The 21,165-nt window shown below is 55.4% G+C and carries 9 protein-coding genes and 1 tRNA gene; 7 read left to right on the forward strand and 3 right to left on the reverse strand.

The annotated features are described in order from the left end of the window. The first annotated feature begins 99 nt into the window (after positions 1-99). The 3 genes from SP99_RS04085 (at position 100) to SP99_RS04095 (ending at position 3,061) form a co-directional block, all read left to right on the forward strand. On the forward strand, positions 100-1,275 hold the full coding sequence (locus SP99_RS04085; RefSeq protein ID WP_047957793.1) for an MFS transporter: 1,176 nt from the start codon (positions 100-102) through the stop codon (positions 1,273-1,275). A gap of 136 nt (positions 1,276-1,411) precedes the next feature. After that, the gene (locus SP99_RS04090) at positions 1,412-2,212 is read left to right on the forward strand and encodes an endonuclease/exonuclease/phosphatase family protein (RefSeq protein WP_024909448.1); all 801 of its coding nucleotides are present in this window, start codon (positions 1,412-1,414) and stop codon (positions 2,210-2,212) included. A 75-nt stretch (positions 2,213-2,287) separates the two neighbouring features. Beyond that, positions 2,288-3,061: a class I SAM-dependent methyltransferase gene (locus tag SP99_RS04095; RefSeq protein WP_047957794.1), complete on the forward strand. Its 774-nt coding sequence runs from the start codon at positions 2,288-2,290 to the stop codon at positions 3,059-3,061. Positions 3,062-3,113: 52 nt separating this feature from the next. Here SP99_RS04095 and mltD read toward each other — a convergent pair whose 3' ends face one another. Together mltD and gloB are read right to left on the reverse strand one after the other, a co-directional pair. Then, positions 3,114-4,478, reverse strand: a complete 1,365-nt coding sequence (gene mltD / locus SP99_RS04100; RefSeq protein WP_032672480.1) for a murein transglycosylase D — start codon at positions 4,476-4,478, stop codon at positions 3,114-3,116. Positions 4,479-4,546: 68 nt separating this feature from the next. Next, positions 4,547-5,305 carry a hydroxyacylglutathione hydrolase gene (gloB, locus tag SP99_RS04105; protein ID WP_047957795.1) on the reverse strand — a complete coding sequence of 253 codons (759 nt, stop codon included), beginning with the start codon at positions 5,303-5,305 and terminating at the stop codon, positions 4,547-4,549. A gap of 32 nt (positions 5,306-5,337) precedes the next feature. Between gloB and SP99_RS04110 the strand changes: the two genes are divergently transcribed. Then, positions 5,338-6,069, forward strand: a complete 732-nt coding sequence (locus SP99_RS04110; protein WP_025757605.1) for a class I SAM-dependent methyltransferase — start codon at positions 5,338-5,340, stop codon at positions 6,067-6,069. Here the strand turns inward: SP99_RS04110 and rnhA are convergent. Beyond that, positions 6,054-6,521, reverse strand: coding sequence for a ribonuclease HI (gene rnhA, locus SP99_RS04115; protein WP_025757603.1), 468 nt, complete (start codon positions 6,519-6,521; stop codon positions 6,054-6,056). The genes SP99_RS04110 and rnhA overlap by 16 nt on opposite strands. Positions 6,522-6,585: 64 nt before the next feature. On the opposite strand from rnhA, the gene dnaQ reads away from it, so the two are divergent. The 3 genes from dnaQ to SP99_RS04130 all read left to right on the forward strand — a co-directional run bounded on the left by dnaQ (position 6,586) and on the right by SP99_RS04130 (position 21,090). Continuing rightward, complete coding sequence (gene dnaQ / locus SP99_RS04120) at positions 6,586-7,317, forward strand: DNA polymerase III subunit epsilon (protein WP_045285097.1); 732 nt, start codon at positions 6,586-6,588, stop codon at positions 7,315-7,317. A gap of 132 nt (positions 7,318-7,449) precedes the next feature. Continuing rightward, positions 7,450-7,526, forward strand: a tRNA-Asp gene (locus SP99_RS04125). Between the two features lie 478 nt (positions 7,527-8,004). After that, on the forward strand, positions 8,005-21,090 hold the full coding sequence (locus SP99_RS04130; RefSeq protein ID WP_047957796.1) for an Ig-like domain-containing protein: 13,086 nt from the start codon (positions 8,005-8,007) through the stop codon (positions 21,088-21,090). The last annotated feature ends 75 nt before the right edge of the window (positions 21,091-21,165 follow it).

The following is a 21,165-nucleotide window of genomic DNA, read 5'->3' on the forward strand; positions in this document are numbered from 1 at the left end:
CACCACCTGCAAAATTCTATTGAGATTTTGACCATTTTTGTTATTTAACCACTGGCGCATACTGCCTGTCATCTTAATCCTGATGATACGGAGTATTTTATGCCACTGGCGCTACTTGCCCTGACGATCAGTGCCTTTGCAATCGGCACGACCGAATTTGTTATCGTAGGACTGGTTCCTACCATTGCTCACCAGCTTGCGATCTCGTTGCCCTCCGCCGGGCTGTTGGTCTCAATCTACGCCCTGGGCGTTGCTGTCGGTGCGCCAGTGCTGACGGCCCTGACCGGACGTTTCCCACGTAAACAGCTGTTAGTCGCGCTGATGGTGCTGTTTACCGCCGGCAACATTCTGGCCTGGCAAGCGCCGGACTACACAACGCTGGTGATTGCCCGCCTGTTGACTGGCCTCGCACACGGTGTGTTCTTCTCGATTGGTTCCACCATTGCAACCAGCCTGGTACCTAAAGAGAAAGCGGCTTCAGCCATTGCAATCATGTTTGGTGGGCTGACCGTCGCCCTGGTCACGGGCGTACCGTTGGGGACGTTTATCGGACAGCATTTCGGCTGGCGTGAAACTTTCCTGGCCGTCTCTTTACTGGGGGTCATCGCCCTGGTGGCCAGCCTGCTGCTGGTTCCGTCGAATATTCCCGGCCGGGCGAGCGCCAGCCTGCGCGATCAACTGAGAGTGCTTACGCACCCACGTTTACTGATCATCTATGCGGTTACCGCCCTGGGCTATGGTGGGGTATTCACCGCCTTCACCTTCCTGGCACCGATGATGCAGGATCTGGCCGGTTTCTCTCCCAATGCCGTGAGCTGGATTTTGCTGGGATACGGTATCTCCGTTGCGATTGGCAATATCTGGGGTGGCAAGCTGGCAGATAAGCATGGCGCGGTCCCGGCACTGAAATTCATCTTCGCTGCCCTGGTCGTGCTGCTGCTGATTTTCCAGTTCACGGCTTCGATACACTACGCTGCGCTGGTTACGGTACTCGTCATGGGGATCTTTGCTTTTGGCAATGTGCCCGGGCTTCAGGTTTACGTTGTACAAAAAGCTGAGCTCTACACTCCAAATGCGGTGGATGTGGCATCAGGTCTGAACATTGCCGCATTTAATATTGGTATCGCGCTGGGCTCCATCATTGGCGGACAAACCGTCGCGCATGTTGGATTAACTCAGACGCCCTGGATCGGCGCGGTGATTGTCCTGGTGGCCTTCCTGCTGATTGGTCTGAGCGGACGTATGGATAAACCTGCCCGTGTGGCTCTGGGATGACATGAGTAAGTGCTTGCTTACAAAACTGGAAAGCGGTTTCTCAGAAATTGCGTTGAAAGTATGACCTAAAGTCCCTATAACATTAGAACCAGTCCGTTTTCCGGGCTGGTTCACGTTACAGAGGCTGTTTCCAAAAGTGCGAAAAAATACCTATGCCATGCGTTATGTTGCCGGAATGCCCGCGGAGAGGATCTTGCCTCCGGGGTCGTTTGCGAGCATCAGCCAGGCATTGCCCGCCGGTACTCCGTTAAGTAGCGATGAAAAAATTCGCGTGCTGGTGTGGAATATCTTTAAGCAGCAGCGCGCCGAGTGGTTATCGGTCCTCAAGAACTTTGGAAAAGATGCCCACCTGGTTCTGCTCCAGGAGGCGCAAACCACCCCTGAACTGGTCAGGTTTGCGACCACTAACTATCTCGCCGCCGACCAGGTGCCAGCATTTGTTTTGCCTCAACATCCCTCCGGTGTAATGACGCTGTCTGCGGCGCATCCGGTCTACTGTTGCCCCTTACGCGAACGCGAGCCTATCCTGCGTCTGGCGAAATCGGCGCTGGTGACGGTCTACCCGCTGCCGGATACCCGAATGCTGATGGTCGTGAATATCCACGCGGTCAATTTCAGCCTCGGCGTGGATGTGTATAGTAAGCAGTTACTCCCTATTGGCGATCAGATTGCGCATCACAGTGGGCCGATCATCATGGCCGGTGATTTCAATGCCTGGAGCCGCCCGCGCATGAATGCGCTGTACCGCTTTGCGCGCGAAATGTCGCTGCGTGAAGTTCGTTTTAGCGATGACCAGCGCAAAAAAGCCTTTGGTCGTCCTCTCGATTTTGTCTTCTATCGTGGTTTGAGCGTGCACGACGCCTCTGTTCTGGTCACGCGTGCCTCCGATCACAATCCTCTACTCGTCGAATTCAGTCCCGGCAAACCTGATAAATAATGGTGTGTCAGGTCTGCCGTGGGGCAGGCCTGTGCGGGTGCTGCCCTTTATTTTAAACTCACAAAGGACAGTACGATGACAACAACACACTCCCATCATGACAACGTAGAAAAACAGTTCGGTTCTCAGGCAAATGCTTATCTGAGCAGCGCCGTACACGCTTATGGCCGCGATCTGGTGCGTCTCGGTGAACGCCTGGCGGCATTCCCGCAGGCCCACGTGCTGGATTTAGGCTGCGGCGCGGGGCATGCCAGCTTTACGGCTGCGCAGCAGGTGGCGCAGGTCACCGCATATGACTTATCCGGCCAGATGCTGGAAGTGGTTGCTGAAGCGGCAAAAGCGAAAGGGCTGCAGAACATTGCTACGCGCCAGGGGTATGCCGAATCCTTACCGTTTGACGATGCGTCATTTGAGGTGGTGATCAGCCGTTATTCCGCGCACCACTGGCATGATGTCGGCCAGGCATTACGCGAAGTCAAACGCGTTCTGAAGCCAGGTGGCATCTTCATTATTATGGATGTCATGTCGCCCGGGCATCCGGTACGCAATATCTGGCTGCAGACGGTGGAAGCGCTGCGCGACACCTCCCATGTGCAAAACTACTCTGCCGGAGAGTGGTTAACCTTTATCACTGAAGCGGGCCTGATTACGCGCGCGTTAATAACAGACCGTTTGCCGCTGGAGTTCAGCTCGTGGATCGCGCGTATGCGCACCCCGGAAGCATTGAGCCAGGCGATCAGGCTGTATCAGGAGAGTGCGTCCGCAGAAGTGAAGGCGTACTTTGAACTGCAGGATGACGGTTCATTCACCAGCGATACCATCATGGCTGAAGCCCAGAAAGCGGGATAAACAAAAAAGGCACCGAGGGGAATCGGTGCCTTTTTACCTTGCGATCGTGTCATCAGGAGTCTGGCGTAGCGCTGTTCTTCACAAACAGCGTCAGTTGGTCGCCTGGTTTCAGGTTGTCAGTATCATTGTTCCAGCGCATCACATCTTTGATGTTCACGCCGTGTCGTTTTGCGATACTGGACAGTGAATCGCCTTTGCGCACGCGATAGGTAATGCTATCGCTGTTGCTGGCGAGACGCTGTGCGCTACTCCCTGCACCTACCGTCAGCGTTTGACCGACTTTCAGGCCTGAACTGCGCAGGTTATTCCACTGCTGCAGATCGCTTGCCGTCACGCCAAGACGTGATGCAATACCCGAAAGCGTATCACCTGAACGAACCTTATAACTGCGGCTGTTGACGGATGATGCATCCGCGATCAGCGTTGACTGAACGGCGGCGATTTCACCCGAAGCTAAAGACTCGCGTAATTGCTCAGCATGCTTCTGCGGAACCATTACATACTGTGGGCCACTTGCCCCCAGGGTTGAGCCTTTAACGCCAGCATTAAAGGTTTTCAATTTACTGACCGACATACCCGTCATATCAGCGACCTGTTGAATATCAACCGGGTTGCTGAGGCGAACGCGCGCCAGTGCACGACTTTCGTCTGGTGTTGGCAGTTGTACACCGTAACGCTTGCTGTTCTTGAGAATATCACTCAATGCCAGCATCTTCGGTACGTAAATCTTTGTTTCCTGTGGCAGTGAGAGCGACCAAAAATCGGTGGATTTACCCCGTGCTTTATTCGCTTTCATTGCCTTCAGTACACGACCTTCGCCACTATTATACGCTGCGACCGTTAACAGCCAGTCGCCGTCAAACATCTTGTTCAGACGTTGCATCATGTCGAGAGCGGCTGTCGTGGAAGCGACAACATCGCGACGCGCATCATAGTTGCGGGTCTGTTTCAGACCATAGTTTCGCCCGGTGCTCGGAATGATCTGCCAAATGCCTGCGGCATTGGCGCCAGACGTTGCGTGTGGGTCAAAAGCGCTCTCCACTATGGGTAGGAGTACCAGCTCCATAGGCATGTTACGTTTTTTAACTTGCCCGGCTATCCAGTACATATACGGCTCTGCCCGTAACGTTACATCGTGGAGATAGCTCTTATTTCTTAAATACTTCTGTTTCTGTTCGCGAATCCGGCTGTTTTCCGGAATTCCCATCTTTAGCTCGTCGCCAATAGAGGTCCACAAGTCTTGATCCTGCGCGAAAGATGTCCCATCGTCCATCCAGCGCGCTGCACTTGTAAACTTCCCTGCTTCCCCTTGACCAGCTGCAGAAAGGCTCTGTGCGTGCTGTTGTACGTTGCTGCCGTTCTGCGACTGGCAACCTACAAGCAGGACAGAGGCGAGTAATATCGCTTTTGCCTTCATGTGTGTGTCAATAGTTGCTTAAAAGACGAGCGATGATAACGGCGAATTTTTGAAAAGGCAACCCGCAATTATCTGAAGTTATCTTTCTTTGACCTTAACCATGCAAATCGCTCTTCTGGTTGTTGCAAATTTGTTTCTTGGTTAATTTTATTAATTAAATCAAGATCATCTGTTCGTAAAAATAAATTAATCTGGCGCTCATTTTTCAGAATTACGGGGAGTGTATTTTGGTTTTTTGCACGTAACTCCTTCACTTTGTGGTAATAATCCTGAATCGCCCGATCCTCCGGTAACAGGCTAACAGCAAACTTCATATTTCCTAATGTGTACTCATGCGCGCAACAAATAATGGTGTCGTCAGGTAAGGCGCTAATCTTCTGTAAAGAGTGATACATTTGGGCTGGTGTGCCTTCAAAGAGTCTTCCGCAGCCTCCGGAGAACAGCGTGTCGCCGCAAAACAGATAAGGTTTACTGTAGAAACACAGATGTCCTGAAGTGTGACCTGGTGTAGCAAATACAGAAAACTCCCACTCGCCGATGAGGATATTTTTGCCCTCTTCGACTACGTGCGTGGTTCCCTTATCTTGTGTCTCTGCCGGTCCGTAAACCACAAGATGCGGAAAACGGGCGCGAAGCTCGCCAACACCGCCAGTGTGATCGTGATGATGGTGGGTCAACAGAATGGCTTCAGGTTGCCAGCCATTTTCCTTAATAGCGTACAAAACGGGGGCGGACTCTCCGGGGTCGACAATGACGCATCGACGTTGGTCGTCAACCAAAACCCAGATGTAATTGTCCTCAAAAGCAGGAATACTGATAAGATTCATACATTACCTCTTATAGCGTGGCGGGTGTGTTGATGAAACCGGCAAGGATACCTCAGACTGTCGCAGCACCGGAACGTTGGGCGGAATTGCCCTGGGGTGAATACTATCGCGAGGCGTTAGAACAGCAGCTCAGGCCCTGGCTCGCGAAAATGTATGGCTTTCACCTGCTTAAGATTGGCAATCTCAGCGCGGAAATCAATACCGAAAGCTGCGCTATCTCGCATCAGGTCAATGTCTCTCTCGGCGGATCGCCGGTTCAGGTGAAGGCCGACCCATTGCATCTGCCGTTTGCCGAAAAATCCGTTGATGCGTGTTTGCTCGCGCACACGTTACCCTGGTGCAGCGACCCGCATCGTCTGCTTCGCGAAGCCGATCGCGTGCTGATTGATGACGGCTGGCTGGTACTTAGCGCCTTCAATCCGCTGAGTCTGATGGGGCTGCGTAAGCTGGTGCCGGTGCTGCGCCGCACCCCACCTTACAACAGCCGGATGTTCACCATGATGCGCCAGCTTGACTGGCTTTCACTGCTGAATTTTGAAGTGCTCAGCTACGGTGGTTTTCAGGTGCTGCCCTGGGCGCGGCAGGGGGGCGTCGTGTTGAGCACCCATCTGCCTGCACTGGGCTGTTTGCAGTTTATCGTCGCGCGTAAGCGAACCATTCCCCTCACGCTTAATCCGATGAAGCAGAGCAAATCGAAAACGCCCATCCGCCAGACCGTGGGCGCCACGCGACAGTACAAAAAAAACGATCAGGCGTCGGGCTGATAGCCCGCATCTTCATGAGCGGGGTTGGCCGCCGCCGCCCGCGCCAGTTCGTCGCAGCGTTCGTTTTCCGGATGGCCGGCGTGGCCTTTCACCCACTCCCACTTTATTTCATGCTGCCCCAGCGCGGCATCAAGCCGTTTCCAGAGATCGACATTCTTGACCGGCTTCTTATCGGCGGTCATCCAGCCGCGTTTTTTCCAGTTGTGGATCCACTGGGTGATCCCCTGACGCACGTACTGGCTGTCGGTGCTTAACACCACGTCACAATGCTCTTTTAGCGCCTCCAGCGCCACAATGGCCGCCATCAACTCCATCCGGTTGTTGGTGGTCAGGAAATAGCCTTCGCTAAAAGTTTTTTCATGCTGGCGATAGCGCATAATCGCACCGTAGCCACCAGGCCCTGGGTTGCCGAGACAAGATCCATCGGTGAAAATTTCTACCTGTTTACGCATCTCTGGTAGACTTCCTGTATTTGAAACGTTCAGTTAAACGATAAGTCTGACATAAATGACCGCTATGAGCACTGCAATTACTCGCCAGATTGTCCTCGATACCGAAACCACCGGTATGAACCAGATCGGCGCGCACTACGAAGGGCATAAGATCATCGAGATCGGTGCCGTTGAAGTGGTGAACCGTCGTCTGACGGGGAACAACTTCCACGTCTACCTGAAACCCGATCGGCTGGTGGATCCCGAAGCGTTCGGCGTTCACGGTATTGCCGATGAGTTCTTGCTGGATAAACCGACCTTTGCAGAGGTGGCGGACGAGTTTCTGGAGTATATCAAAGGCGCTGAGCTCATCATCCACAACGCCTCGTTCGATATCGGCTTTATGGACTATGAGTTTAGTAAGCTCCAGCGCGATATTCCGAAAACGAATACGTTTTGCAAAGTCACCGATAGCCTGGCGCTGGCGAGGAAAATGTTCCCCGGCAAGCGTAACAGCCTTGACGCACTCTGTTCGCGCTATGAGATAGACAACACCAAGCGAACGCTGCACGGGGCGTTGCTCGATGCCCAGATCCTGGCTGATGTCTATCTGGCGATGACGGGTGGCCAGACGTCAATGAAGTTCAGCATGGAAAACGAATCCCAGCAGACGCAGGACGAAGCGGGTATTCAGCGCGTCGTTCGCCAGGCCAGTCGGTTGCGGGTTGTTTTAGCCAGCGATGAAGAGCTGCTTAACCACGAATCCCGTCTGGATCTGGTGCAGAAGAAAGGCGGAAGCTGTATGTGGCGCGCCTGAAAAAGCGCCAGAATGCCTGTAAAATCATCGTTCGGGCGATTTTTGCAGCAAACGATTCAAAACGTGAGAAAAAGCATTGACGGGATCGGAGGCACACCGTAATATGCGCCTCGTTCCCCAAACGGGAACAGTGGAGCGGTAGTTCAGTCGGTTAGAATACCTGCCTGTCACGCAGGGGGTCGCGGGTTCGAGTCCCGTCCGTTCCGCCACTATTCAGGCCCACGTTATTTATAACGTGGGCCTTTTTCATTTCTGCGTTTCTCAGTCTCGCTTTTCTCTCTTTTATCCGTCTTGTTGTCGTCCGCATGCGGCGAATGGCTGCACCTCTATTCTGTTCATTTTTATTAAAATATCCGCTTCTGCTATTTTTATGACTATATTTATTTTGATTTATTATTCTTTTAGTGTAAGTTCTTCAGGGTAAATTATTCTCTTCTGTCATTCTTCCTGACTCTCTTAATAACTCCTGCATTGATGTTAACTATTCCTATTGCTGCGTAGAGTGCTACGTAGTTTATTCCTAACCATATAAAGAACCCAGACATGATATTTTGAAGCATCATGTCGATGGACCCTATGGACATGAATTATTCAGAAAGGCATCAAAGTAAGGCAGTGCAGGGTGTATCAGTAAAAATGCTTATATATCCTTAATTTAGCGAGTGAAATTTACCAAGGACTTTAAGTATGACGGATAATAAAGTCATTTTAGCGGTCAATAACGGAGACGGAAAAACTCGGTTGTTGACGGCAGAAGCAGGCCGGACGGTTAAGGTGAAACTTATCCCCGGCAATAAATATGTATTGAAAAATATTAACGACGACTTCGCACCAGAAAATATTACGCTGCAGCGCGTAGACAAAGCACTGCACATTATTCAGGAAGGCGATACACAGCCAAGCATAATTATTGAAGATTACTTCAATGGTGATCCAACTAATCCGGTGCTGATGGGCATGGCGGAAGATGGATTACTCTACGCCTATGTCCCGCTGTCTGGTGACAGCTACGACACCGGTTATCTGATGGCGGATGGCAGCATGTCTCCTGTGGCGTTAGGGGGCGAACCGCTGGGAGCGGGTGGCCCGCTTCTGACGGCGCCGGATGACGACAACGACATGCTGTTTGGCATGTTGGGATGGTTTGCGCTTGCTGCTGCGGGTGTAGGGGCTGCTTTCGCGCTGTCTGAGATGGATAAGGACGACGGTGATAACTCTTCCACGCCTGATAAGCCGCGCATCGGCAACGCTATGGATGATGAAGGTTCAATCAAAGGACCGTTGAAATCAGGCGATGTCACTGATGATTCAACGCCAACGCTGACCGGTAAAGGAAAGCCTGGTGATACTATTCATATCATTGATAATGGCAAAGAAATTGGTTCAGTCATTGTTGATGATGAAGGGGAGTGGAGCTATACGCCTGATAAGCCACTGGGTGAAGGTGAGCACGAGCTGAGCGTGGTAGAAAAAGATCCTGACGGCAACACGAGTCCTCCGTCAGATCCGATTGTCATCGTCGTCGATACGATCGCGCCAAAGGCGCCGACGATTGAACACATCATGGATAAAGTGGGTAAAGTCACCGGCGAGATCCTTGAAGACGCCTACACCGACGATCCAAAACCGGAAATGAGCGGCACCGGTGAAGCGGGCGCGACGATCACCATTTACGATAACGGTAAAAAGATTGGCGAAACCACCGTTAACGACGATGGTCGTTGGTATTTCAAACCTTCCGAAAACCTGGCGGATGGCAGCCATAGCATCACGGTCAGCCAGACGGATAAAGCGGGTAACGTCAGCAAGCCTTCGGACGATCGTGAATTTATGGTTCTGACCGAACCTCCAGGAAAAGCCGAAACGCCTGATGTCATTGACAATACCGGTCCAGTAACAGGCCCTCTTAAACCGGGTGATGTGACAGATGACAGTCAGCCTTCCTTCAGCGGCGAGGGAACCCCGGGTAATACCATTGTTATCAAAGATAATGATAAAGAGATTGGCTCGGTTATCGTCGACGACGAAGGTAAGTGGTCATTTACACCTAAGGATGAACTTGCCGAGGGTGAACATAATGTCGTCGTCGTTGAGGAAGATCCGCTGGGTAATGTCGGTGATCCATCTGACCCTATTCAGATTATTGTCGATACCACACCTCCGGCTAAACCGGATATGGCCGATGCCCAGGATAATACCGGGCCGATTACGGGCCAGCTGAAAGGCGGTGACGTCACGGACGAAACCCGTCCGGTATTCAGCGGTAAAGGCGAACCTGGCGATACCGTGACCATCTATGATGGTGACGAAGTGCTTGGCACAACCGTCATTGACGATAAAGGCAACTGGACGCTGAAACCAGAGAAACCTCTGGGTGAAGGCGATCACAGCATCACCGTTACGCAAACGGATAAGGCAGGCAACACCAGCGATCCCTCGGAAGCGCTGGAGTTTGAAGTTGACACTACCGCGCCTGATGCTTCAGCAGATGTTCTGAACATTACCGCGGTAGTGGACGACGTAGGCGATCGTCAGGGTAATGTGGCCAATGGTGAAATCACCGATGACAGCAAACCGCTCATCAGCGGTATCGGTGAAGCAGGGAACACCGTCTTTGTCTACACTACCGACTCTTCCGGCAAACACCTGATTGGTACAGCGGTTGTGGGCAGCGATGGCACCTGGAGCCTGACGCCTGACACCCCATTGACGGAAGGTTTGAACAAGCTGACCCTGGAGACACAGGATCCGGCGGGTAACCACGTAGCGGGCGATGCGCCATCTTACGACATCAACCTCATGATCCCGGTCAGTACCGCGCCATCCATCAACAGCGTGGTGGACAACGCAGAGCCACATGTTGGCCCGCTGCAGAAAGGCGAGTCGACCAACGATACCACCCCGACCCTGAGCGGTAGCGCGGCGCCGGGTGATACCGTCTCCATCCTCGATAACGGGAAAGTGATTGGCACCGTCAAGGCGGACAGCAACGGGAAGTGGGCATTCACCCCGGATAGCGCACTGGCGGATGGCAAGCACACCTTCACCGTTACCGCGACTGACGCAGCGGGCAACGCGCGCACCAGCGGCAGCTTCCCGATTGTTATCGACACCGCGGCTCCGGCTCCGGCGGAAAATATCGTTATCAACGATAACGTGGGCGACAAGCAGGGACCGGTAGGTTCCGGCGACACCACCGACGATCAGTCTCCAACCCTGAGCGGCGAAGCCGAGCCGGGCAGCACGGTGGATATTTACGATAACGACGAGAAGATTGGTTCCGTTATTGTGGATGACGAAGGCAAGTGGTCCTATACGCCAGAGAAACCGCTGGACAAAGGCGATCACGAAATCACCACAACCGTAACCGATCCGTCAGGCAACACCAGTGAACCGTCTCCGGGGATCTCTTTCACTGTCGATCCGGATCCAAACCAGGTTACCGTGGGTGAAGTGGTGGATGATCAGGGGCCGATCGTAGGCAACCTGAAGCCAGGCACCGTGACCGATGATGTTCGCCCTGAACTGAGCGGTAAAGGTAAGCCAGGCAGCACCGTGACCATCATGGATGGCGACGATGTGCTGGGCTCCACCGTAGTGGATCCGGACGGCAACTGGACCTTCACCCCTGAACAGGATCTGGCCGATGGCGATCACAGCCTGACCGTGATTTCCAAAGACCCGGCCGGAAACGAGGTGACCTCTCCGTCCTTTGATATTACCGTTGATGCGACCGCGCCGGAAAAACCTGTGCTGGGTTCGGCAACGGATGATGTGGGTACAATCCGTGGCGATCTGAGCAACGGCGGTACCACTGATGATGCAAACCCAACCTTCAACGGTACCGCAGAGCCGGGCAGCCGTGTCGATATTTATGACAACGGCGAGCACATCGGTTCGACGATTGCGGACGATAAAGGCGCCTGGCAGTTCACACCAACCACACCTCTGCCAGAGGGTGAACACCATATCACCACCACCGCAACGGATGAAGCGGGCAACACCGGCCCGGAATCGGATGATTTTGTGCTGGTGACTGACTACACGCCACCGGTGGCAACCAGCGATGTGCTGAGCATTACTTCCGTAATGGACGATGTCGGCGGTCGTCAGGGCAATGTCGCCAGCGGTGAAATCACCGATGACAGCAAACCGGTTATCAATGGTATTGGTGAAGCGGGCAGCACCGTCTTTGTTTACAGCACGGATGCTAACGGCAAACATCTGCTGGGCTCAGCTGTGGTCGACAATGAAGGCAACTGGACGCTGGCGCTCGATACCCCGCTGGTGGAAGGGCTTAATCAGCTGACGCTGGAAACCCAGGATGGCGTTGGCAACCGCGTCGCGGGTGAAGCACCGCCTTACGATATCACTGTTCTGATCCCGGTCAGCACCGAGCCGTCCATCAACAGCGTGGTGGACAACGCCGAGCCGCACGTCGGCCCAATGCAGAAAGGCGAAACCACCAACGACACCACCCCAACCCTGAGCGGCAGCGCTGCACCGGGCGACGTTGTGTCTATCCTCGACAACGGGAAAGTGATTGGTACCGTCAAGGCGGACAGCAGCGGTAAGTGGGTGTTCACCCCGGATACCGCGCTGGCGGATGGTCAGCACACCTTCACCGTCACTGCGACTGACGCAGCGGGCAACGCGCGCACCAGCGGCAGCTTCCCGATTGTTATCGACACCGCGGCTCCGGCTCCGGCGGAAAATATCGTTATCAACGATAACGTGGGCGACAAGCAGGGACCGGTAGGTTCCGGCGACACCACCGACGATCAGTCTCCAACCCTGAGCGGCGAAGCCGAGCCGGGCAGCACGGTGGATATTTACGATAACGACGAGAAGATTGGTTCCGTTATTGTGGATGACGAAGGCAAGTGGTCCTATACGCCAGAGAAACCGCTGGACAAAGGCGATCACGAAATCACCACAACCGTAACCGATCCGTCAGGCAACACCAGTGAACCGTCTCCGGGGATCTCTTTCACCGTCGATCCGGATCCAAACCAGGTTACCGTGGGTGAAGTGGTGGATGATCAGGGCCCGATCGTGGGCAACCTGAAACCAGGCACCGTCACCGATGACGCGCGTCCTGAACTGAGCGGTAAAGGTAAGCCAGGCAGCACTGTGACCATCAAGGATGGCGACGATGTACTGGGCTCCACCGTGGTGGATCCGGACGGCAACTGGACCTTCACCCCTGAACAGGATCTGGCCGATGGCGATCACAGCCTGACCGTAGTTTCAACCGATCCTGCGGGTAACGACGTCACGTCTCCGTCCTTTGATATCTCTGTCGATACCGTGGCACCGGAAAAACCGGTGATAGGTGTTGCGACGGATGATGTCGGGTCCAGCCGTGGCGATCTGAGCAGCGGCAGCACCACCGATGATGCGAACCCGACCTTCAACGGTACCGCTGAGCCGGGCAGCCGTGTCGATATTTATGACAACGGCGAACTGATTGGTTCTACCGTTGTGGATGAAAATGGCGGCTGGCAGTTCACGCCAACGACACCTCTGCCAGAGGGTGAACACCATATCACCACCACCGCAACCGACAAGGCCGGTAACACCAGTCCGGAATCAGATGATTTTGTGCTGATCACCGACTACACCGCGCCTGACGCCAGCAAACTGGCGATCACTGAAGTCTATGACGACGTGAACACCGCAGGCGTGATTGCCTCCGGCGAAGAAACCGACGACAACCGTCCGCTGATCAAGGGTACGGGCGCAGAGCCGGGTAACACCATCACCGTCTACAACGGCGACAGGGTGATTGGCACCGCGAAAGTGCAGGCCGACGGCACCTGGTCCCTCGAACCGACCACTCCGCTGCCGGACGGGAAGTACACCCTGACGGCGAAAGAGACCGACAGCGTGGGCAACGTCTCCGGTCCGTCCGGTGAGTACATCATCAACGTGGCCACCGTACCGCCGCAGGCACCGACGCTGGACACCGTCTATGACGACGTGGCCCCGCACGCGGACTACCTGCAGAAGGGCGATGTCACCAACGACACCACCCCGACCCTGAGCGGCAGCAGCGGCGTGGCGGGCGGCACCATCAGTATCTACGACAACGGTCGTCTGATTGGCACCACCACCGTGGGCAGCAACGGCAGCTGGAGCTTCACGCCGGATACGGCGCTCTCTGACGGCAGCCATAACTTCACCGCCACCGTCACCGACGGCGTGGGCCGCACCAGTGAGCCGACCGGCGGCTTCGGTATCGTTATCGATACAAAAGCCCCGGACGCGGCCTCTGACCTGCTGGTCACCGACAACGTCGGCGCCTACCAGGGCCCGGTCGTGAGCGGCGACACCACCGATGACAACACCCCGACCCTGAGCGGCAAGGCCGAGCCGGGCAGCACGGTGAACATCATCGACAACGGCCAGGTCATCGGCACCGCGAAGGTGAACCCGGACGGCACCTGGAGCTACACCCCGGACCAGCCGCTGGCGAACGGCGCACACGACCTGACCACCACCGTCACCGATCCGTCAGGCAACACCGGACCGGAAGGCTCACACGTGGTCATCACCGTTGACGTGGTCCCGGGCAAGGTGGAAATCACCGCCGTGACCGACGACACCGGCAGCGTGACCGGCAGCCTGTCCCAGGGCGCGGTAACCGACGACACCCGTCCGCAAATCAGCGGCACGGCGAAGGCGGGCAGCACCGTGACCATCATGGACGGCAGCAACGTGCTGGGCACCACCACCGCGGGCGCGGACGGCACCTGGAGCTTCACGCCGAGCGTGGACCTGGGCCGCGGCGACCACACCTTCACCGCCACGGCGAAAGACCCGATGGGTAATGAGTCGAGCAGCAGCAGCTGGACCGTGACCATCGACACCGATGCACCGGTGAAACCGACCATCGACGCGGCGCTGGACGACGTGGGCAGCGTGCAGGGCGCACTGTCTAACGGCAGCAGCACCGACGATCCGACCCCGACCCTGAGCGGCAAGGCGGAAGCGGGCAGCACCGTGAAGATCTACGATCAGAACGGCCTGCTGGGCGAAGTGACGGCGAAAGCCGACGGCACCTGGAGCTTCTCGCCGGTGGCGAAACTGCCGGAAGGCGAGCACCGCTTCCACGTGACGGCGACCGACAAGGCGGGCAACACCAGTGCAGCGTCGGACGACTTCGTCCTTAACCTGGACTTCACCGCGCCGGATGCCAGCAAAGTGAGCATTACCGATGTGGTGGATGATTTTGGTTCCGTAACCGGATCGATTGCCTCAGGTGGTAAGACGGACGATAACACGCCGCTGATCAAGGGTACGGGCGCAGAGCCGGGCAACACCATCACCGTCTATAACGGCGACAAGGTGATCGGCACCGCGAAAGTACAGGCTGACGGTACCTGGGAACTTCAGGTCACGAAAGCCCTGCCTGACGGGACCTACAACCTGACGGTGAAAGAGACCGACAGCGTGGGTAACACCACGGCGGCATCACCGGAATACATTATTCAGATCGATGCCGGCGGTCAGCCGCTGCCACCGACCCTGAGCAGTGTGGAAGATGATGTTGCGCCGCATACCGGCCCATTACAAAAGGATGCGACAACCAACGACGACACCCTGTTGTTGACGGGTACGGCTGAAGCCGGTGTCACGGTTCGCATTTATGGCGGCCCGAACGGTACCACCCTGCTGGGTGAAACCAAGGCCGATCCCCAGGGCAAATGGAGCTTCAATACGCCGAAACTGGCGGACGGCGTTCATACGTTTGTCGCGGAAGCGATTAACGACATTGGTCAGGTAAGCCCACAGACTGGCGGCTTCCCGATCACGGTGGATACCAGCGCACCGGGTGAGGTCACTGGCTTTATCGTGAGCGATAACGAAGGTCCGAAGACCGGTACGTTGTCCAATGGCGATACTACTGACGATGCGACACCGACCATCAGCGGCAAAGCAGAGCCAGGCAGCGTGGTTCACATCTATGTGAACGGCCAGGAAAACGGTACGACGGTAGCAGATGCGAACGGTAACTGGTCTTACACCACCGGTTCACTGGCGGATGGGGAATATACCTTCACCGCGCGTGCTGAAGATTCAGCAGGCAACCTGGGAGCTGAAAATGCCGGTGTTACCGTCACGCTTGATACCTCCAGCGTTCCGGTCACCATCGTTCGCGTCATGGATGATAAAGGCACGGTCACCGGCGAACTGAAGGCGAACGACGTCACTGACGACGCGCGTCCGGAATTCAGCGGTAAGGCGAAAGCAGGCAGCACTGTCACCATCATGGATGGCAACGTGGTGTTGGGCAGCGTCAAGGCCGATGCCAGTGGCAACTGGGTATTTACGCCTACCAGCGATCTGGGCGATGGCGTACACAACATTACGGCAACCGCGAAAGATCTGACGGGTAAAGAGGATACCTCCAGCACCTTCAGCTTCGAAATTGACAGTAAAGCACCGAACCGTCCGAGTATCGATTACGCGGAAGATCAGGTGGGGACGATCAAGGACGATCTGAGCAACAACGATGTCACTGACGATCCGCAGCCAATCCTGCACGGTACGGCTGAAGCGGGCAGCACCGTCAATATTTACACCCTTGACGGCACCCTACTGGGTTCAGTCACTGCGAACAGCAGCGGCGCGTGGAACTTCAAGCCGGGCAGCAAGTTACCGGAAGGCAAAAACACCTTCTACGTGACGGCCACGGATGAAGCCGGCAACGTCAGTGACAAGTCTGCGGACTTCATTCTGACCACCGACTACACCGCGCCGGATGCGAGGAAAGTGACCATCGATTCCGTAACGGATAACGTGGGTAACGTTCAGGGGATTGTTGCGGATGGCGGCGTTCTGGACGATTCACGTCCGGTGATTCGTGGCTCGGGTGCGGAAGCGGGCAACGTCATTACCGTCTACACCACGGATAAAGACGGCAACACGAAGATATTGGGTACCACCACAGTTGATAAGAATGGTAAATGGGAACTGACGCCATCTGAGTCTCTGTATGGCGACTCCATCAACAAACTGACCGTGACGGAAACCGATCGTGTTGGCAACGTGGCGAAACCGGCTGACAGCTATGACGTCATTATGTCCGACACGCCGGATGCGCCAGCGATCGTTAACGTTCTGGACGATACCGGCACCACCGTTATCAACCTGGCCAACAATGCGTTGACCAAAGACGACACGCCGACCCTGAAAGGAACGGCGGACGGTGCTGCAGGCGATACGATCACCATCTACAACGGTACTGAGGTTGTCGGTAAGACGACGCTGAACAGCGATGGCACCTGGAGCTTTACGCCATCACCAGCGCTGGCTGACGGTAATTACACCTTTACGGTGACCAATACCAACAGCGCAGGTCAGGAGAGCGATCGCAGTGGTTCGTTCACCCTCACCATTGATTCAACAGCGCCAAATCCGGTCTCCGGTTTGCAGGTGGCTGACGATCAGGGTGCCTGGAAAGGTCAGTTAACCGACGGTATGACCACCGACGACAACAAGCCGACCTTCACCGGTAAAGCGGAGCAGGGCAGTACTGTCACGATTTACGATAACGGCCAGGCGATTGGTTCGGTTGTTGTGACGAACACTGATGGTAGCTGGCAGTACACGCCAACCACGCCGTTAGCGGATGGTGAACACCAGTTCGCGACCCAGGTAACGGATCCGGCGGGTAACAGCAGCGCGATCGTGGATGATATCACTGTCAACGTCTCCACGGGCGCAAGCTATCTGCAACTGCTGCAGGTGGTGGATGACGTCCAGGAAGCGGGTGGTTCACGCGTGCTTCGCGAGGGTGACGTTACCAACGACAGCCAGGTACAGCTGGTCGGTAAGGCGACGGCAGGCAGCACCATTATCATCACCGACGTCGGTGGCGTTCAGCTTGGCACGGTGAAAGCGGATGCCAACGGTAACTGGGAATTCACGCCGCTGAGCAGCCTGAAAGATGGCGCGCATACGCTGCGTATTACCGGGACCGATCCGTCCAATAACCCACTCACGCCGATTGACTTCGATCTGGTGGTGGATACGGTTGCGCCTGTCGCACCGGTTATTACGAATGTGCTGGATGACGTTAACCCGGTTCAGGGGTCCGTTGCCCACGGCAAGCCAACCAACGACACCACGCCGGAAATTACCGGTACGGCGGAGAAGGGAAGCACGGTGAATGTGTACCATCAGGTGGATGCGACAACGCGCATTCTGCTGGGTACCGCCGTTGCCGATAGCACGACGGGTCAATGGACGTTGCAAATCAGCGATGCGAACAAGCTGGCTGAAGGCACCTGGAATCTGGTGGCAACCTCTACGGATGCGGCTGGCAACATCAGTACGCCGAGCAATACCTGGACGATTGTTGTCGATACCACTGTCTCTGACGCAGTGATCAACATCAGCTCTGTCTCGGAAGACCGTGGCGCTTCAGACACCGACTTTATTACCAGCGATAACACGCTGTTGATTAACGGTGAGCTGAACAAAGCTCTGCAGGCGGACGAGTGGGTTGAGGTGAGCCTCGACAACGGGGCAACCTGGACGCGTGCCTCAACGGTAACCGGCACATCCTGGACTGTGGATATGCAGAACACGCCGCTGAACGATGGGGCTTATACCATCCAGGCTCGCGTGGTGGATAACGCCGGTAACGTTGGCAGCACCGATTCTCAGGCGCTGCAGGTGGCATCGGGCGGCAGTGACATGAATGGTCTGACGACGACCACCAAAGTCACCACCGATACCAGCCATGGTCTGACGACCGGGGATCACTTCAGCCATGCCGCAACGGCGACTAACGGCGACATGATCACCCGTGACCGTACGGTGACCATCAGCGGTAACCTGAGTGCTGCGTTGCAGGCGGGTGAGCATCTGCAGATTTCGCTGGATAACGGTAAAACCTGGAAAACGCTGGCCCTTAACGGCCAGAGCTGGAGCTATGAACTGCCGGAAGCGATGGCCAGCGTCACGCATAACTTCAAGCTGCAGGTGATTGACGTTGCAGGCAACCCGGGCACGAACACGAAGTTTGCGGACAGCTACAACGTGGTTATCGATCTGGATTCTCCGGACGGTATTACCGGTGCGCCGAATGTGCCGCAGCACACCACCACAGGAGATTCGTTCACCTTCTCCAGTGGTCAGTACGGCCGTGTTGAAGCGGGGGCGATTGTCTCGCTGGTGAGTGATGTGAACAACAACGGGACCTATCAGGAAGGTCTGGATCAGGTCATTGGCTTCGTGAAGGCTAACGCTGACGGCTCCTGGAGTCTGAATACGTCGCTGCCTTCTGGCGCACATAACCTGGCCTTTGTGGTCTGGGATGAAGCGGGTAACCGCTCAAGCATGAGCGCCAGCACCAGTACAGGTGTCACCGAAGGTGGCGGCAGTACGCTGATTGAACAAACCTGGGGGGGAACGACCGATGCAGATAGCCGTGGTCTGAACGCCGCTGCGGTGACGATCAGTCAGGATGGTTTGTGGTCATTCTTCCAGAGTGCCCGTGGCACTTCCGGTACGACAACCGCGAACGCCGGACGTGTCTATGACTCCGTCACGCGTGAAGACTACGATTCAACGTACCTTGCACAGCCGTCAACTGACAACGGTGCGGGTTACAACGTAGATAGCACGTCCTACAGCCGTTATGTTAACTCCGCAGCCTTTGCGGACATCAACCGCGATGGCTATGCCGACGTAATGTCTCAGATCAGTAGCTACAGTAACGCGGGTCGTACCGCCTACTGGCTGCAGAACGCTGACGGTAGTTACTCTGCGAAGGCGCTGGATCAGGGCACCCTGAACCACCTCGGCGGCGTGATTTCCTATGACCGTGAAGGTGATGGTTATCTGGACTTTGTGCTGGGTGACTCAGAAGCGGACTCCATCTCGTTCATCAAGAATACGCAGGGCACGCTGAGTTACGAGGATAATGCCGGCTTCTCTGACGGACATCCTGGCGGGGCATTGCCAGCGTCACTGAGTGTGCTGCACGAGGTGGGCGCTGTGGATATCGATAACAACGGTACCGTAGATATTACGGCACATATCGACTACAACGGCGCTGGCAACCTCGTCGGTAACAACTCACGTGGTCTGGGTATTTTGTATAACCAGACAACCGGAACGTCGAAGACTAACTTCGGTGAAGTTGGCTACTACACGAATGTGTTCCGTGACGATGGCCATGAAGACTACGGTAACTTGTCAATCTCCATGACCTATGCAGATTACAACAACGATGGTTGGCTGGATCTGTTCCTGAGTCGAGGATCGAAGGGCGGTAGTAACAGCGATGAGAGCCGTATCTATCTCAACGATGGTACCGGCAAGCTCAATGCAACTGACAGCCAGGCACTGTGGTTTGGCGATAACGTTGACGGCGGTACGTCGCTGGCAGTGGACTGGAACCACGACGGTAAGATGGACATCATCGAAGTGCCACGCTCTGGCGTGACTGGCTCGCCGATGCTGTATACCAATACCGGTAGTAACAACTGGGGTACCAATAAAGTCAGCCTGACGGGGAGCACGACGTTTAACAACCTGACCGGTGCCGTGGCGCTTGACTACGACTGGGACGGTTCGATGGACCTGGTACTGTACCGTTCTGGGGCAGATGCCGATGTGGTGGCAAGAGACGACGCGGCACGCACGTTGCTGGTGAAAAACACCAACATCGCGGCGGACGGCACGAGCCTGCAGATCCGTATTGTTGACGGTAACGGCATCAATACCTTCTACAGCAACACCGTGAAGCTCTATAACTCCGCGGGCGAGCTTGTGGCAACCCAGCTGATTAACCCGCAATCCTCCGGTTCCAGCAACAGCATGGGTCTGGTGAGCTTCTTCGGACTGGATCCGAACGAAGTTTACTCCGTGCAGATGCTGCGCATTACCGACGGTAAAGCGGATCACGTTGGCGCAACGGGCAGCATCGGTGGTTATACCAACGGTACGGTGAATGAGAACTGGGGTGGCCTGACAACAGGTAAAGCTCATGACTCCTACGTACTGACGGCGGAAAGCGGCACTGCCGCGAACAATACCACCGGCAACAGCGGGATCATCGGTACCGGCTATAACGACACCTTCTTCGGTTCGGCAGGCAACGACACCTACAACGGTGGCGGTGGCTGGAACCAGATTGTGAGCGGTAAGCCAGTCTGGAGTGAAAAAGCCGGCATGGACGTCGTTGACTATAGCCATTCAACAACGGCCATCAACGCGAACCTGTGGACAGGTACTGCAACCGGTAATGGTACCGATAAGCTCCTCAGCATTGAGGGTCTTGTAGGCTCCAGCCAGCAGGACACGTTTACGGATAACTCCGCGAATAACGTGTTTGAAGGACGTGGGGGTAACGACGCCTTCTATCTGGTCAACGGCGGCAACGATACGTTGATGTACAAAGTGCTGGCAGGTATGACCAACGACAGTACCGGTGGCAACGGTCACGACACGATCCACGGCTTCAAGGTGGGTAATCTGGTGAAAGACAGTGATGCAGATCTGCTCGATATGAGCGAGCTGCTTGACTACAAAGGTTCAGTCTCCTTCTTCGAAGACGAAGGAAAACTGGAGCTGGATTACTCCTCCCGCGGCGTACTTGACTACGTCAAGGTTGAGGTTGTGGGTAATGACACCGTGATCAGTATCGACCGTGACGGTCAGGGCGGACAACATGGATTTACGCAGGTTGTCACGCTGGCCGACGTGCAAACGGATTTGGTGACGCTGCTGCAGAATAACCAAATCATGATGTAACCCAGTCAATACCCGCCATCTTCGGATGGCGGGCTTTCTGCGCACATCTTTATATCGTTGTTACACAGTCAATCA

The sequence above is a fragment of the Enterobacter sp. BIDMC92 genome (assembly GCF_001030225.1).
Lineage (GTDB): Bacteria > Pseudomonadota > Gammaproteobacteria > Enterobacterales > Enterobacteriaceae > Enterobacter > Enterobacter sichuanensis.